Raw genomic sequence first — 17,086 nt, forward strand, 5'->3', positions numbered from 1 at the left:
TTTTCATTCAAAACAACGCAATAACTATGGCTACTATACATGTAAGTGGAACAAAGCTTTCTCCCGAAAAAGTACAGGTTCCCCTCAATCGCAAGTTTCTCATTGCCTTGGCAACACTATTTGTGTTGGCAATGCACTTTTTCATGCCCAACCCCGGCGGTTCAGGACTTTCACTTTCCTTCAATGCGACAACTTGGATTGCTTTTAGCTTTGCATTAGGCATTGGGTGCTACCAACTCGCGAATAATCGAGCGCTACGTTACTCAAAATTAACCATCGGCTTGTTCATTAGTGCTCTTATCATGACGGTGCCCATTCTGTACCCAAATGCGAATAGCAGTTTGGCAGCCAACAAGCTCATTGGTCTGTGGTGTGGCGTCCTGTTTTTTATTGTCTTACAACAATTTCATTTCAGTAATAAACATCGCCAACGCCTGTTATGGTTCATTGTCCTTGCGGTTGTTATCGAAGCCATTTTTGGTCTGACACAATATCTGTATCTCAAACCAGGCAATCCGTTTGGCTACGACACGATGGCCAATCGTCCTTATGGTATTTTCCAACAGCCTAATGTAATGGCCAGTTTTCTTGCGACAGGATTGGTGATTGCCAGCTATTTACTTGCACGTCAGCCCTACAAATACGACCGTAAGTTAAGCGATGTTTATCTTCTCTATGCCGTGCCAGTTTTAACCTTACCACTAATTGTGGCGTTGGCTTCACGCACTGGTTGGTTAGCATCGATCATCGCCGTTTTGTTGGTCATCCCATACATGTATCGCTTTGCGACCAAAGGGCGCTTTATCCGCTGGGTTACGTCGCTTGTCACTGGGCTCTTACTCTCAGTGGTTGTCATGCATCTTGCCTTTCCTGATGGAGGTGGGTTAGCCGCAGAAAAAGTAAACATGGAGTCTCCTCGAGCGTATACTTTTCCGCAAACATTAGACATGGTGATTGAAAAGCCTTTTACTGGCTATGGATATGGCAAGTTTGAATCTGAGTACATGCTGTATACGGCTCGTCAACATGCACTAAATGAGAATTACCCAGCAGGTTTGCCAGCCATGGATCATCCGCATAACGAGCTGCTTTACTGGGGAGCCGAAGGTGGTTTGCTGCCAATACTCGGCATCTTCTTAGCGATGGCACTGGTACTGTATCGAATCTATCAAGCCAAACGCGGAACTCGTCTTGCGTTGCTGGCCTTGTTTATACCTATCGTATTGCACTCACAACTGGAATACCCTTTCTACCACTCTCTCGTGCATTGGTTGATCTTCGTTATCCTGCTGTACTGGGTCGATCAGCGCGTCTCTCGTTATCGACAAGTTGGCTTTAGTAATGTGACCAAAAGCTTGCTGCGTGTTTTTAGTTTGGTACTTCCCGTTGCATTTACATTTTACATGGTAAGCGCATTACATACGAACTATGTATTAACGAAGTTTGAGACCACTAAACCAACTAACCCTGATATTCTGAATCAAGTCAGTAACCCTGTGGTTTGGAAAGACAGGTTTGATTGGGATGTCTATAGCACGTTTTTAAATATTGGGCTGTACCAACAAGACGCAACCTTGATTCAGCCTTATATCGATTGGTCGCTAAAAATCATCAAAGATAAGCCTCGCCCTGCATTTTATAATAATTTGATTTTGGCCTACCAAGGCTTAGATGACTCAAGTAAAGCGGAGCAAATTAGAGCTGAGGCGCAGTTTTTGTTCCCGAAGATTGATTTTAGTGACGTCAATTACCAACCACCATCTCAAGCAATCTCTGCCTCACCAGCCCCCACTTCAGGAGCTGAGTAATAAGTACAAAAAAGCGAAGGGATGACCTTCGCTTTTCTTTATCTCATTGCGGTATAGTTTTATTCAGTGAGTGACTCTTCTAATGCTTTTAAGCACAGCGCAACGTTTTCAGGTCGAGCGCCGTAACCCATTAAGCCAATACGCCACGCTTTACCAGCTAATGCCCCGAGGCCTGCACCAATTTCTAGGTTATAGGTTTCTAGCAAGTGAGCACGAACTTTTGCTTCATCAATTCCTTCAGGCACGTAAATCGCATTTAATTGCGGCAAACGATGGGCTTCGTCCACAACAAATTCAAAGCCTAACTTTTGTAGGCCATTTTTGAGTTTTTCATGCATCAGTTGGTGACGAGCCCAAGCGTTTTCTAATCCTTCATTTTTCAGTATCAGTAAAGCTTCATGAAGCGCATACAAGCTATTAACTGGCGCCGTATGATGGTAACTACGCTTGCCTTCTCCACTCCAATACCCCAAAACTAAACTCTGATCGAGGAACCAACTCTGTACTGGTGTTGTTCTTGCTTGAATCTTTTCAATCGCGGCAGGAGAAAACGTCACTGGTGAGAGCCCTGGTACACATGACAAACATTTTTGACTGCCAGAGTAAACCGCATCCAGTTGCCATTCATCCACTTTTAACGGCACACCACCAAGTGACGTCACCGCATCAACAATAGATAATGCATTATGCTGTTTCGCCAGCTTACCCAATGCTTGAGCATCACTGACTGCACCAGTTGAGGTTTCCGCATGCACAAAAGCAAGAATTTTTGTATCTGGGTGCTGTTCGAGTGCTTGCTCGACTTTATTAATGGAAACAGGCGTCCCCCATTCATCATCGACGATAACAACTTCACCACCAGCACGGACGACATTTTCGCGCATGCGTTCACCAAATACACCGTTACGGCAGACGATCACTTTATCGCCTTTCTCGATCAAGTTTACAAAGCAGGTTTCCATCCCTGCACTACCTGGCGCTGAAACCGCAATAGTGAACTCATTGTCAGTTTGAAAGGCATACTTCAATAGCTGCTTGAGCTCATCCATCATACCGATAAACAGAGGATCAAGGTGACCTACCGTAGGACGGCTTAGTGCTTGTAACACTTGAGGATAAATATCAGAAGGACCAGGTCCCATTAAAATACGGTGAGGCGGAATAAAGCTTTGGATCGACATGTCAGCTCCTTGATTATCTTTTATCCTGAGCATTCTAAAAGTTCTATTCAATAACATGGCTCAGGTGTAGGGTTCTTCACCCTAATAGATTTTTCCTCTATCAGCAATTAGCCGTAAGTATGGAGGTCAAACCAGTGTCACAAAATCGTTAATAAAAAACACCATAAAGGTTGAAATATTGATTGACATTAAGGCCTCAAAACCGTTCAATGTTTGAGCTTTATGTAGAAGAGGAGCGCTACCCAGGTAGATGATTTGTGGAACCGCAATTCCAACACCAATCATTGAGGGGGAGTAGTGCCGAGGTAAGTCAAAGTTGCAGGATTTGACTTGTCGGTTGAATTGGGCTGAATCCCATCAACTGTCATCAGCGCAGTCTGATGAAGGGCTTCTGAGGGTAAATTTTTCAAATAGCATTCTAAATACCTCTCTTTTTGCTCTGTTCCTTTTCTCACTAAACATTGGATGTACAATTTTTTAGGAAGTCGTGGGAGAACGCAGTGAGCGCATTTAACGTAGCTAAATTCGGTGGAACCAGTGTTGCCAACTTTGAGGCAATGAGTCGTTGCGCCACCATTATCGAAAACAATCCAAATACTCGCCTGGTCGTGAGCAGCGCTTGCTCTGGCGTCACCAACCTATTGGTAGAACTCGCCAACGGTGTTCAGGATCAAACGCACCGTACTGAGCTGCTGCAAAATCTGGCCAACATTCATGACGCCATTTTAACTCAGCTCGAAGACAGCACGAAAACTGCTGCCGAGGTGTATGGCATATTAGATACCGTAACCAGCCTGGCCGAGGCTGCATCTATCCAAGCTAGTGCGAAGTTAACCGATCATTTAGTCGCATGTGGCGAACTCATGTCGACGCATATTCTAACTCAGTTAATGTGTGAGCGAGGCATTCAAGCTGTGCGCTTTGATATCCGCGATGTGCTGCGTACTGATGACAACTTTGGTCGCGCGGAGCCAAACATCGAAGCAATTTCGACGCTTGCGCAAGATAAACTCGTACCACTTTGCCAACAATCCGTTGTTGTTACTCAAGGCTTCATAGGATCTGACGAAGCCGGTAATACAACAACACTAGGTCGAGGAGGCAGCGATTACAGCGCCGCCTTAATTGCTGAGAGCGTCAAAGCGGCAGGGTTAGAAATATGGACTGATGTTCCGGGCATCTACACAACAGACCCGCGAATTGCGCCAAAAGCCTCACCAATTCCTGAGATCAGCTTTAGTGAAGCTTCAGAAATGGCTAACTTTGGCGCTAAAATCCTTCACCCTTCTACGCTAGTACCCGCATTACGCCACGACATTCCGGTATTTGTAGGGTCATCGAAAGAGCCTGAAAAAGGGGGAACTTGGATTCGCCACCAAGTCGAAAGCTCACCGTTATTCCGTGCGCTAGCTTTGCGTTGTAACCAAACCATGGTAACGCTACGCAGCGCCAATATGTTCCACGCATACGGATTCTTAGCGAAGGTTTTTGAGATCCTTGCAAAGCATAAGATCTCTGTCGATTTGATCACGACATCTGAAATCAGTGTATCGTTAACACTTGATCAAACTGATACCTCTGGCGGAGCACCACAGCTGCCGCAAGCTGCACGAGAAGAGTTAGAAGAGTTATGTAAGGTAGAAGTTGAACATGACCTATGCCTCGTTGCTCTCATTGGTAACAACATGAGTGAGAGTAAAGGCTACGCGAAACAGGTTTTTGGCACGCTAGAAGATTTTAACCTACGCATGATATGTTATGGCGCTAGCCCTCACAACTTATGCTTCTTGCTCCATGAATCGGTATCGAAACAAGCCATACAAAAACTCCACACTGAGTTGTTTGAGAAGTAAGTTCAACTCAATAAAACAAAGGGCTGCGTATCTGCAGCCCTTTGTCGTTTCATTAGTTGTTACATTTGGACGAGGTAAACATCAATTTAACCGTTAATGTTTGGCCCTAACCATTTTTCAGCCTCGATCCTATCCCACCCCTTACGATCGGCGTAACTCTCTAGCTGATCTTCTTGGATCTGTGCGATCGCAAAGTAACGTGAGTCAGGATGAGAGAAATACCAACCAGAGACTGACGCGCCCGGATACATTGCATAGCTGGAGGTTAGAGTCATGCCAATATTCTCTTCCACATTAAGTAGCTCCCAAAGCGGTCCTTTTTCAGTATGCTCAGGGCACGCTGGATAACCTGGTGCAGGGCGAATACCTTGGTATTTTTCACGAATGAGATCATCGTTAGATAAATCTTCATCCGCAGCATAACCCCAAATTTCTTTACGGACACGCTCATGCAAATACTCAGCAAACGCTTCGGCTAGGCGATCCGCCACCGCTTGAATCATAATTGCGTTGTAATCATCTCCCTGTGCTTTGTATTCATCAGCAAGCTCTCGTTCACCAATACCACCAGTGACAGCAAATGCCCCTATCCAATCATGTTTACCCGACTCTTTAGGTGCGATGTAGTCAGATAAACAATAGTTGAATCCTTTTGGTTTCTCAGTCTGTTGACGCAAGTTACGCAGTACTTTCACAACGTCGGTACGAGTTTCATCAGCATAAACTTCAATGTCGTCCCCCACGCTCGCAGCAGGGAATAAGCCACACATTCCACGCGCTTTTAACAGGCCTTCTCGCTCAACTCGATCAAGTAACTCGTTGGCATCTTCGAATAAACGTTTTGCTTCTTCACCAACTTCTTCATGTTGGAAAATTGTTGGATACTTACCCACAAGTGACCAAGTCATAAAGAATGGTGTCCAATCGATGTATTGACGTAATATAGCCACATCAAAATCATCGAAGATATGAATACCAGGCTTAACAGGCACTGGAGGAGTGTAAGCTTCCCAATCGATCGCAACTTTATTCGCTCGAGCCGCTTCTAATGTCACTGGTTTGGTTCTCGGTTTCTTTCGATTATGTTGATCACGTACTCGTTCGTAATCAGCTTTAAGTTTTTCAACAAATTCAGGGCGACGTTCATCTGACAATAGAGAAGTACATACGCCCACCGCACGTGAGGCGTTATTCACGTAAACAACTGGATGCTTGTAATTTTGCTCAATCTTAACTGCTGTATGGGCTTTTGACGTTGTTGCGCCACCGATGAGAAGAGGTAAGTGAAAGTCGAGACGCTCCATCTCTTTTGCAACATGCACCATTTCGTCTAATGAAGGCGTGATCAACCCTGACAAACCAATAATATCGACGTTCTCTTCTTGCGCTACTTTTAAGATCTTTTCGCAAGGAACCATGACACCAAGATCGATAATTTCGTAGTTATTGCACTGCAATACAACGCCAACGATATTTTTCCCGATATCATGTACATCACCTTTGACCGTCGCTAGCAAAATCTTACCGTTTGTTTGTCCCACCTGCTTTTCTGCATTGATGTAGGGCTCCAGATGCGCGACTGCTTGCTTCATCACTCGTGCAGATTTTACGACTTGAGGAAGGAACATTTTACCTTCACCAAACAGGTCTCCGACGACGTTCATCCCATCCATTAGTGGACCTTCAATCACCTCTAATGGCTTTGAAGCGTTGACACGAGCCTCTTCGGTATCATCAACGATGAACTCAGTTATTCCTTTCACTAACGCGTGCTCTAAACGCTTTTCAACAGGCCAAGTTCTCCACTCAAGTGCAGAGGCATCCTCCTCTTTACCTACCCCTTTGCCTGCGTATTCCGCTGCGATATCTAACAATCTCTCAGTGGCGTCATCACGACGGTTAAGAACGACATCTTCCACAGCCTCACGCAATTTTTCAGGCACGTTATCGTAGATTTCTAACTGACCCGCATTCACAATCCCCATATCCATACCATTTTTAAAACAGTGGTAGAGGAACACCGCGTGAATCGCTTCACGTACATAGTTATTGCCACGGAAAGAGAATGAGACGTTAGAAACACCACCCGAGATCATCGCATGTGGTAAATCACGTTTGATATCGCCAACGGCTTCAATGAAATCCACCGCGTAGTTATTATGCTCCTCGATCCCCGTAGCAATGGCAAAAATGTTTGGGTCAAAAATGATGTCTTCTGGTGGAAAGCCCACTTCATCAACAAGAATTCGGTAAGCGTTGGTACAAATTTCTACTTTGCGCTCACGTGTATCTGCTTGCCCAATCTCATCAAACGCCATCACAATCACAGCCGCACCGTAACGGCGGATCAACTTAGCTTGTTCAACGAACTTCTCTTTACCTTCCTTGAGTGAGATCGAATTAACAATACCTTTGCCTTGGATACACTTAAGACCGGCTTCAATAACTTCCCACTTGGAAGAGTCGACCATGATTGGTACTTTTGAGATTTCAGGTTCTGACGCACAAAGGTTTAAAAACCGAACCATACAAGCTTGTGCATCCAACATGCCTTCATCCATGTTGATATCGATAATTTGAGCGCCATTTTCAACTTGTTGACGAGCCACATCGAGCGCTTCATCGTACAGCTCTTCTTTAATCAAGCGCTTAAAACGCGCAGAACCGGTTACATTCGTACGCTCACCGACATTGATAAATAAAGAGTCTTTATCAATAGCGAGTGGCTCCAGGCCAGACAAGCGACAAGCGACGGGAAGGTCAGGTAATTGACGAGGGGCGATATTTTCAACCGCGAGTGCCATTTGGCGAATGTGCTCAGGAGTTGTACCACAGCACCCACCAATCAAGTTTAAAAAGCCACTTTGAGCCCACTCTTGAACATGCTTAGCCATATCTTCTGGCGATAAATCGTATTCGCCGAATGCATTCGGAAGCCCGGCATTTGGGTGAGCGGAAACAAAAGATTCTGATATACGCGAAAGCTCTTCAACATAAGGACGAAGCTCATCTGGGCCCAGCGCACAGTTCAAACCAAACGAAATCGGTTTAACATGACGTAATGAGTTGTAAAATGCTTCTGTGGTTTGACCGGATAATGTCCGACCGGAAGCATCGGTAATAGTCCCCGAGATCATCACAGGTAACTCAATACCCATCTCTTCAAACACACTTTCAACAGCAAATGAACAAGCCTTAGCGTTAAGAGTATCGAAGATGGTCTCGATAAGAATAAGGTCAGAACCACCTTTAATCAGCGCTCGAGTCGATTCAGAGTAAGCCTCAACTAACTCGTCGAAAGAAACATTTCGATATCCAGGGTCGTTTACATCAGGAGAGATAGAACAAGTGCGGTTCGTAGGCCCTAAAACCCCTGCGACATAACGCGGTTTATCGGGTGTTTTTGCGGTCCATTCGTCTGCAACTTCACGTGCAAGCTTGGCAGCAGCAAAGTTAATTTCTTCACTTAGGCTTTCCATCTCGTAGTCAGCCATCGCAATGGTTGTTGCGTTAAACGTGTTGGTTTCGAGAATATCTGCACCCGCTTCTAAATATGCAGCGTGAATTTCCTTGATAAGTTGAGGCTGACTTAGAACCAACAGGTCGTTGTTACCTTTTAGATTACAATGCCAATCCGCAAAGCGCGTTCCTCGATAGTCTTGCTCTTCAAGTTTGTATCCCTGAATCATGGTTCCCATACCACCATCAATCAAAAGAATACGTTGCTTCAATTGAGCTTCAATCTGTTGTCTTACGTTACTTCCCACAGTACAGCCTCATTCCTTTAGTTATCTTTCCATCCTATCACACAAACTTCAGGAGTCTAGACGTCTAAACGTGGAATTAATGATTATTTTATCTCCTTCTTAACTTACAAAATAATCGCGAAAAAATGTTTGCTATTTAAGCAGCATCAGTCGAGAATCCCATTCATAAAATGTTACAAATAGAGAGCTCTATGTCGGTCTATCATACTTTATGTTTTCTATCCGCAGCTGCGATGCTAATTGCTTTTGTAAACAGCAAGATAGGAAAGATGCAAACCACCATTGCGATTACCGCAGGTTCAATGGTGCTTTCACTTCTAATCTTAATTGCGGGCCAAAACAACTGGTTCCATCTCACCGAAATTGCGACGGAGACGGTCACAAGGATCAACTTCGAAGATTTCTTGCTCAAAGGCATTCTTGGCTTCTTACTATTTGCGGGTGGATTAGGCATCAAACTCCCGAACCTTAAAGATCAAAAGTGGGAGATCACTGTTTTAGCCCTTGGAGCCACCCTGTTTTCCACTTTCTTTATCGGGTTTGCGCTCTACGGATTCTGTCAGTTAATTGGCATCCAATTTGATTTGGTCTACTGCTTACTATTTGGTGCTCTAATATCGCCAACTGACCCAATCGCTGTATTGGCTATAGTTAAAAAGCTCGATGCTCCCAAACGTATCTCCACCCAGATTGAAGGAGAGTCGCTCTTCAATGACGGCTTCGGTTTGGTTATCTTTGTCACTCTATTTACGATTGCATTTGGTACTGAGGCACCAACTGTAGGTAGTGTCACCTTACTCTTCATCCAAGAAGCTATCGGTGGTATCACTTATGGTTTCGTCCTCGGTTTGCTATTCCACTACTTAATCAGTGCCACCGACGATCACTCAATGGAATTGTTACTTACCATTGGTGTCCCAACGGCAGGTTACGCATTTGCTGAATACATCCATGTATCAGGCCCACTCGCGATGGTTGTATCCGGTATTATGATTGGCAACTGGACACGCTTTATTGGCTTTTCAAAAGAGAGTGAAGATCACCTTGACCATTTTTGGGAGCTTGTTGATGAGTTTTTGAATGGCGTGTTATTCCTACTGATCGGTATGTCAATGCTGCTATTTGAATTCCACAAAGAAGACTGGATCATGATGGCTATATCAGTCCCTCTTGTACTAGCAGCTCGCTATCTAAGCGTATTTCTCTCGTACATTGGCTTTAAACGTTACAGAAAATATAATCCATGGTCAGTGCGTATTTTGACGTGGGGCGGTTTACGCGGAGGCCTGGCACTAGCGATGGCACTTTCTATTCCATCAGGTATTTGGGTGATTCAAGATAAGTTAATCGATGTAAAAGAGATTATTCTTGTAATGACCTACTCCGTCGTTGTTTTCTCTATCCTCATTCAAGGCTCAACAATCACCCCAATGATTGAAAAAGCAAAAGATGAAGAGAAGAAAATGGAAGAGAACAACCAAGCAATAACCACTCCGGAGCATACGGAGCCAGTGGACTCTTAAAGACACGTAACTTAATAGATGAAAAAGCAGCTATCTAGCTGCTTTTTTCATATCTAATCTTCGGACTCCCCTTCAAGAATGGAACGCTTGTTACTCTTTGATATACAGTTAAATATTCGAATAATCGTCACGCTACGGTTTCATAGATACTAACTATTGCCGATAGATAGTATCCATAGAGGGAGTCTTTTAGTTTAAGCATTTTCATCATCACTTCTCTTCCCTTGGCAATATAGGCTCCCTGTAAACACCACAGCTAAACTTCCACAACACTTAACAATGAGCGACTTTGTATTTGTATATAGAAAGAAGCATTGAGGATGATTGCGAGATCACTCCCCCAAACGGGCTTGAAATCCCACCAGACTAAGGTCTGAGCTAGCACTCAGGTTGATCAAGCCCTTAGCAGAAGTTTAGAGTCCTCATACTTGATCTCAGCGACACTGAACTTATATTCAAAGTTGTTAGATAGAAACAAAGCGACACCTCGAACGACTAAGTTCTGTCACATAGCTAGATATTTCTAATATGTTATAGAGGAATCTTTGGTAAGCACGTGCTGGTGCTCAAAACGAGATCTCGAGACTGTCATCAACTAGTTCATGACAGGGCTTAGAAAGCATCGCGAGAGAGGAGCATGCCTCTCGATGCAAGATTTCAATATGGAAATGGGGTTAAGGGATGTCGAGTAACCAAAACGAAAAAAGCCCCAGTCTTTCGACTGAGGCTTAATATAAATGGCGGAGTGGACGGGACTCGAACCCGCGACCCCCGGCGTGACAGGCCGGTATTCTAACCAACTGAACTACCACTCCGCAGTGGTATCACTCGCTTGTAATCAGCAAGTGTCCAAAATTTAAAGCCTGGCGATGTCCTACTCTCACATGGGGAAGCCCCACACTACCATCGGCGCTATTTCGTTTCACTTCTGAGTTCGGCATGGAAATCAGGTGGGTCCAAAACGCTATGGTCGCCAAGCAAATTCTTTACGTTTTGTTTTAGGCTTTAAACTAAAAACTAAAACAAACAGTAAATGGTGCTGATACCCAGAATCGAACTGGGGACCTCATCCTTACCAAGGATGCGCTCTACCGACTGAGCCATATCAGCACATTATTTATGTCCGTCAGGACTAAAAAAGCCCGCTTTTACAAACGGGCTCTCTTAACTTTTGTTTTCACATTTTAATAATGTAAAAACTAAATTTAAAGCCTGGCGATGTCCTACTCTCACATGGGGAAGCCCCACACTACCATCGGCGCTATTTCGTTTCACTTCTGAGTTCGGCATGGAAATCAGGTGGGTCCAAAACGCTATGGTCGCCAAGCAAATTCTTTATCAATTTGCTCGCAAATTCAAACGCACTTTAGTGCGGCCCTTTAGGGTGAGATTTGCTTGCAAATCGAATAATTCGGAAAGCTGTTTCTTAATTCTCGTTACTACACATTCAATGTTCTTTCATTGAGTCCATCAAAACCCCTTGGGTGTTGTATGGTTAAGCCTCACGGGCAATTAGTACAGGTTAGCTCAACGCCTCACAACGCTTACACACCCTGCCTATCAACGTCGTAGTCTACGACAACCCTTTAGGATACTTAAAGTATCAGGGAGAACTCATCTCAAGGCTCGCTTCCCGCTTAGATGCTTTCAGCGGTTATCGATCCCGAACTTAGCTACCGGGCAATGCGTCTGGCGACACAACCCGAACACCAGAGGTTCGTCCACTCCGGTCCTCTCGTACTAGGAGCAGCCCCTTTCAATTCTCCAACGCCCACGGCAGATAGGGACCGAACTGTCTCACGACGTTCTAAACCCAGCTCGCGTACCACTTTAAATGGCGAACAGCCATACCCTTGGGACCGACTTCAGCCCCAGGATGTGATGAGCCGACATCGAGGTGCCAAACACCGCCGTCGATATGAACTCTTGGGCGGTATCAGCCTGTTATCCCCGGAGTACCTTTTATCCGTTGAGCGATGGCCCTTCCATTCAGAACCACCGGATCACTATGACCTGCTTTCGCACCTGCTCGAATTGTCATTCTCGCAGTCAAGCGGGCTTATGCCATTGCACTAACCTCACGATGTCCAACCGTGATTAGCCCACCTTCGTGCTCCTCCGTTACGCTTTGGGAGGAGACCGCCCCAGTCAAACTACCCACCAGGCACTGTCCGCAACCCCGATAAGGGGTCGACGTTAGAACATCAACACTACAAGGGTGGTATTTCAAGGACGGCTCCACGCAATCTAGCGACTGCGCTTCAAAGCCTCCCACCTATCCTACACATGTAGGGTCAATGTTCAGTGCCAAGCTGTAGTAAAGGTTCACGGGGTCTTTCCGTCTAGCCGCGGGTACACTGCATCTTCACAGCGATTTCAATTTCACTGAGTCTCGGGTGGAGACAGCGTGGCCATCATTACGCCATTCGTGCAGGTCGGAACTTACCCGACAAGGAATTTCGCTACCTTAGGACCGTTATAGTTACGGCCGCCGTTTACCGGGGCTTCGATCAAGAGCTTCGACCGAAGTCTAACCCCATCAATTAACCTTCCGGCACCGGGCAGGCGTCACACCGTATACGTCATCTTGCGATTTTGCACAGTGCTGTGTTTTTAATAAACAGTTGCAGCCACCTGGTATCTGCGACTCTCAATAGCTCCATCCGCGAGGGACTTCACCGTCGAGAGCGTACCTTCTCCCGAAGTTACGGTACCATTTTGCCTAGTTCCTTCACCCGAGTTCTCTCAAGCGCCTTGGTATTCTCTACCCGACCACCTGTGTCGGTTTGGGGTACGATTCCTTACAATCTGAAGCTTAGAGGCTTTTCCTGGAAGCATGGCATCAATGACTTCACATCCGTAGATGCTCGACGTCGTGTCTCAGCCTTAAGAAGAGCCGGATTTACCTAACTCTTCAGCCTACGCACTTGAACCTGGACAACCGTCGCCAGGCCCACCTAGCCTTCTCCGTCCCCCCATCGCAATTGTAAGAAGTACGGGAATATTAACCCGTTTCCCATCGACTACGCCTTTCGGCCTCGCCTTAGGGGTCGACTTACCCTGCCCCGATTAACGTTGGACAGGAACCCTTGGTCTTCCGGCGAGGAGGTTTTTCACCCCCTTTATCGTTACTCATGTCAGCATTCGCACTTCTGATACGTCCAGCATGCGTTACCACACACCTTCAACCGCTTACAGAACGCTCCCCTACCCAATGTGCAAAAGCACATTGCCGCAGCTTCGGTTTACTACTTAGCCCCGTTACATCTTCCGCGCAGGCCGACTCGACCAGTGAGCTATTACGCTTTCTTTAAATGATGGCTGCTTCTAAGCCAACATCCTGGCTGTCTGAGCCTTCCCACATCGTTTCCCACTTAGTAGTAATTTGGGACCTTAGCTGGCGGTCTGGGTTGTTTCCCTCTCCACGACGGACGTTAGCACCCGCCGTGTGTCTCCCGGATAGTACTTACTGGTATTCGGAGTTTGCAAAGGGTTGGTAAGTCGGGATGACCCCCTAGCCTTAACAGTGCTCTACCCCCAGTAGTATTCGTCCGAGGCGCTACCTAAATAGCTTTCGGGGAGAACCAGCTATCTCCAGGTTTGATTGGCCTTTCACCCCTAGCCACAAGTCATCCGCTAATTTTTCAACATTAGTCGGTTCGGTCCTCCAGTTGATGTTACTCAACCTTCAACCTGCCCATGGCTAGATCACCTGGTTTCGGGTCTATATCCAGAGACTGAACGCCCAGTTAAGACTCGGTTTCCCTACGGCTCCCCTAGATGGTTAACCTTGCCACTGAATATAAGTCGCTGACCCATTATACAAAAGGTACGCAGTCACAGGACAAGCCTGCTCCTACTGCTTGTACGTACACGGTTTCAGGTTCTATTTCACTCCCCTCACAGGGGTTCTTTTCGCCTTTCCCTCACGGTACTGGTTCACTATCGGTCAGTCAGTAGTATTTAGCCTTGGAGGATGGTCCCCCCATATTCAGACAGGATATCACGTGTCCCGCCCTACTCGATTTCACTGAATATGCGTCGTCAGTTACGGGGCTATCACCCTGTATCGCCAAGCTTTCCAGCTTGTTCACCTAACGCCTATAAAGCTTAAGGGCTAGTCCAATTTCGCTCGCCGCTACTTTCGGAATCTCGGTTGATTTCTTTTCCTCGGGGTACTTAGATGTTTCAGTTCCCCCGGTTCGCCTCGTTATGCTATGTATTCACATAACGATACTTACTTATGTAAGTGGGTTTCCCCATTCGGAAATCCCAGACTCAAGTGGTTTTTACTACCTAATCTGGGCTTATCGCAAGTTAATACGTCCTTCATCGCCTCTGACTGCCAAGGCATCCACCGTGTACGCTTAGTCACTTAACCATACAACCCGAAGGAGTTTCGAATTGATGTTAAACAACCAAAGTTGTCTCTCATTATTTGAATGAGCGAGAGACATTTCGATTTTGCCGGACTCAAATTCCAAGAACACTTGAATGTGTTTTTAGTTGTATTCATAAATGAATACTTTGAGAACTTTACAAACAACAATAAATTGTTGTTTTGTCAGCTTTCCAAATTGTTAAAGAGCTAGATTTTCTGATGAAAACCATTTTTAAAGATTCTTTTTCAAGAACACTTAAAGATGGTGGAGCTATGCGGGATCGAACCGCAGACCTCCTGCGTGCAAGGCAGGCGCTCTCCCAGCTGAGCTATAGCCCCATCAAGGTGTGTCGATACTGTATGCCAATTCCTTGGGAAGGAAATTGGTGGGTCTGAGTGGACTCGAACCACCGACCTCTCGCTTATCAGGCGAACGCTCTAACCACCTGAGCTACAGACCCAGTATCGTCTCTTAAACTTCATAAACCGTATCAATCTGTGTGAACACTCATCGCAATAATCATCGTATAAGGAGGTGATCCAGCGCCAGGTTCCCCTAGCGCTACCTTGTTACGACTTCACCCCAGTCATGAACCACAAAGTGGTAAGCGTCCCCCCGAAGGTTAAACTACCTACTTCTTTTGCAGCCCACTCCCATGGTGTGACGGGCGGTGTGTACAAGGCCCGGGAACGTATTCACCGTGGCATTCTGATCCACGATTACTAGCGATTCCGACTTCATGGAGTCGAGTTGCAGACTCCAATCCGGACTACGACGCACTTTTTGGGATTCGCTCACTTTCGCAAGTTGGCCGCCCTCTGTATGCGCCATTGTAGCACGTGTGTAGCCCTACTCGTAAGGGCCATGATGACTTGACGTCGTCCCCACCTTCCTCCGGTTTATCACCGGCAGTCTCCCTGGAGTTCCCGACATTACTCGCTGGCAAACAAGGATAAGGGTTGCGCTCGTTGCGGGACTTAACCCAACATTTCACAACACGAGCTGACGACAGCCATGCAGCACCTGTCTCAGAGTTCCCGAAGGCACCAATCCATCTCTGGAAAGTTCTCTGGATGTCAAGAGTAGGTAAGGTTCTTCGCGTTGCATCGAATTAAACCACATGCTCCACCGCTTGTGCGGGCCCCCGTCAATTCATTTGAGTTTTAATCTTGCGACCGTACTCCCCAGGCGGTCTACTTAACGCGTTAGCTCCGAAAGCCACGGCTCAAGGCCACAACCTCCAAGTAGACATCGTTTACGGCGTGGACTACCAGGGTATCTAATCCTGTTTGCTCCCCACGCTTTCGCATCTGAGTGTCAGTATCTGTCCAGGGGGCCGCCTTCGCCACCGGTATTCCTTCAGATCTCTACGCATTTCACCGCTACACCTGAAATTCTACCCCCCTCTACAGTACTCTAGTCTGCCAGTTTCAAATGCTATTCCGAGGTTGAGCCCCGGGCTTTCACATCTGACTTAACAAACCACCTGCATGCGCTTTACGCCCAGTAATTCCGATTAACGCTCGCACCCTCCGTATTACCGCGGCTGCTGGCACGGAGTTAGCCGGTGCTTCTTCTGTCGCTAACGTCAAACAACGCCGCTATTAACGACGCCGCCTTCCTCACGACTGAAAGTGCTTTACAACCCGAAGGCCTTCTTCACACACGCGGCATGGCTGCATCAGGCTTGCGCCCATTGTGCAATATTCCCCACTGCTGCCTCCCGTAGGAGTCTGGACCGTGTCTCAGTTCCAGTGTGGCTGATCATCCTCTCAGACCAGCTAGGGATCGTCGCCTTGGTGAGCCCTTACCTCACCAACTAGCTAATCCCACCTAGGCATATCCTGACGCGAGAGGCCCGAAGGTCCCCCTCTTTGGCCCGTAGGCATCATGCGGTATTAGCCATCGTTTCCAATGGTTATCCCCCACATCAGGGCAATTTCCTAGGCATTACTCACCCGTCCGCCGCTCGACGCCGTTATCGTTCCCCGAAGGTTCAGATAACTCGTTTCCGCTCGACTTGCATGTGTTAGGCCTGCCGCCAGCGTTCAATCTGAGCCATGATCAAACTCTTCAATTTAAGATTTTGTTCGGCTCAATGAATACTGAACATTACATAAAGTAATGTTTGAATTGACTGTGCTGAATCCGAAGATTCAATGGTCACTTCGTATCATTGAAACCTAATTTGATACCGAGGTATCTAATTGGATTATCATCAACGAGTGCCCACACAGATTGATAGGTCTATATTGTTAAAGAGCTTGGCTTTCAGTGCCTTAGCACTTAAGCGAGGTGCGTATAATACGCTTTCCACTTTGAAAGTCAACATAAAATTCTAAAAAGATTAGAACTTTATGGTGACTTGCTTAAATCTTAAGCAAGTGCAAAATAAAGCCTGGCGATGTCCTACTCTCACATGGGGAAGCCCCACACTACCATCGGCGCTATTTCGTTTCACTTCTGAGTTCGGCATGGAAATCAGGTGGGTCCAAAACGCTATGGTCGCCAAGCAAATTCTTTAATTCGGAAAGCTGTTTTCGTTCTTACACATTCAACGTTCTTTCATTGA

Annotated in this window: 5 protein-coding genes, 4 tRNA genes, 5 rRNA genes and 1 riboswitch; of the genes, 3 read left to right on the forward strand and 11 right to left on the reverse strand. The window is 46.3% G+C overall.

All coding sequences use genetic code 11. The features are described from left to right. Positions 1 to 26 precede the first annotated feature (26 nt). Entirely contained in the window at positions 27 to 1,808 is a 1,782-nt protein-coding gene (locus J8Z23_RS14195; protein WP_301659983.1) for a PglL family O-oligosaccharyltransferase, read from the forward strand. 59 nt (positions 1,809 to 1,867) lie between these two features. Here J8Z23_RS14195 and J8Z23_RS14200 read toward each other — a convergent pair whose 3' ends face one another. Then, positions 1,868 to 2,989: a pyridoxal-phosphate-dependent aminotransferase family protein gene (locus J8Z23_RS14200; protein WP_074191831.1), complete on the reverse strand. Its 1,122-nt coding sequence runs from the start codon at positions 2,987 to 2,989 to the stop codon at positions 1,868 to 1,870. A 220-nt stretch (positions 2,990 to 3,209) separates the two neighbouring features. Then, positions 3,210 to 3,388: riboswitch (Lysine riboswitch) on the forward strand. 101 nt (positions 3,389 to 3,489) lie between these two features. Here J8Z23_RS14200 and lysC point away from each other — a divergent pair. Further along, positions 3,490 to 4,842 (forward strand): lysine-sensitive aspartokinase 3, encoded by a 1,353-nt coding sequence (gene lysC / locus J8Z23_RS14205; RefSeq protein ID WP_017821324.1) that lies wholly within the window; start codon positions 3,490 to 3,492, stop codon positions 4,840 to 4,842. Positions 4,843 to 4,928: 86 nt separating this feature from the next. Here the strand turns inward: lysC and metH are convergent, their stop codons facing one another. Further along, positions 4,929 to 8,609, reverse strand: coding sequence for a methionine synthase (metH, locus tag J8Z23_RS14210; protein WP_434634016.1), 3,681 nt, complete (start codon positions 8,607 to 8,609; stop codon positions 4,929 to 4,931). A 191-nt stretch (positions 8,610 to 8,800) separates the two neighbouring features. Between metH and J8Z23_RS14215 the strand changes: the two genes are divergently transcribed. Continuing rightward, positions 8,801 to 10,132 (forward strand): cation:proton antiporter, encoded by a 1,332-nt coding sequence (locus J8Z23_RS14215; RefSeq protein WP_041852885.1) that lies wholly within the window; start codon positions 8,801 to 8,803, stop codon positions 10,130 to 10,132. Between the two features lie 738 nt (positions 10,133 to 10,870). Here the strand turns inward: J8Z23_RS14215 and J8Z23_RS14220 are convergent. The 9 genes from J8Z23_RS14220 to rrf (J8Z23_RS14260) form a co-directional block, all read right to left on the reverse strand. After that, positions 10,871 to 10,947 (reverse strand) — tRNA-Asp (locus J8Z23_RS14220). 46 nt (positions 10,948 to 10,993) lie between these two features. Beyond that, positions 10,994 to 11,110 (reverse strand): 5S ribosomal RNA (gene rrf / locus J8Z23_RS14225). Positions 11,111 to 11,166: 56 nt separating this feature from the next. Further along, positions 11,167 to 11,242, reverse strand: a tRNA-Thr gene (locus tag J8Z23_RS14230). Positions 11,243 to 11,342: 100 nt separating this feature from the next. Further along, positions 11,343 to 11,459 (reverse strand): 5S ribosomal RNA (gene rrf / locus J8Z23_RS14235). 164 nt (positions 11,460 to 11,623) lie between these two features. Beyond that, positions 11,624 to 14,513: ribosomal RNA gene (locus J8Z23_RS14240) — 23S ribosomal RNA — on the reverse strand. Between the two features lie 263 nt (positions 14,514 to 14,776). Further along, a tRNA-Ala gene (locus J8Z23_RS14245) sits at positions 14,777 to 14,852 on the reverse strand. 45 nt (positions 14,853 to 14,897) lie between these two features. Beyond that, positions 14,898 to 14,974: transfer RNA gene (locus tag J8Z23_RS14250), tRNA-Ile, on the reverse strand. 67 nt (positions 14,975 to 15,041) lie between these two features. Further along, positions 15,042 to 16,594: ribosomal RNA gene (locus J8Z23_RS14255) — 16S ribosomal RNA — on the reverse strand. A 316-nt stretch (positions 16,595 to 16,910) separates the two neighbouring features. Then, positions 16,911 to 17,027, reverse strand: a 5S ribosomal RNA gene (rrf, locus tag J8Z23_RS14260). Together the 16S, 23S and 5S rRNA genes with 4 tRNA genes alongside form the textbook arrangement of a ribosomal RNA operon. Between the last annotated feature and the right edge of the window lie 59 nt (positions 17,028 to 17,086).

It is taken from the genome of Vibrio sp. SCSIO 43086, from assembly GCF_051132235.1.
Classification (GTDB): domain Bacteria; phylum Pseudomonadota; class Gammaproteobacteria; order Enterobacterales; family Vibrionaceae; genus Vibrio; species Vibrio diabolicus.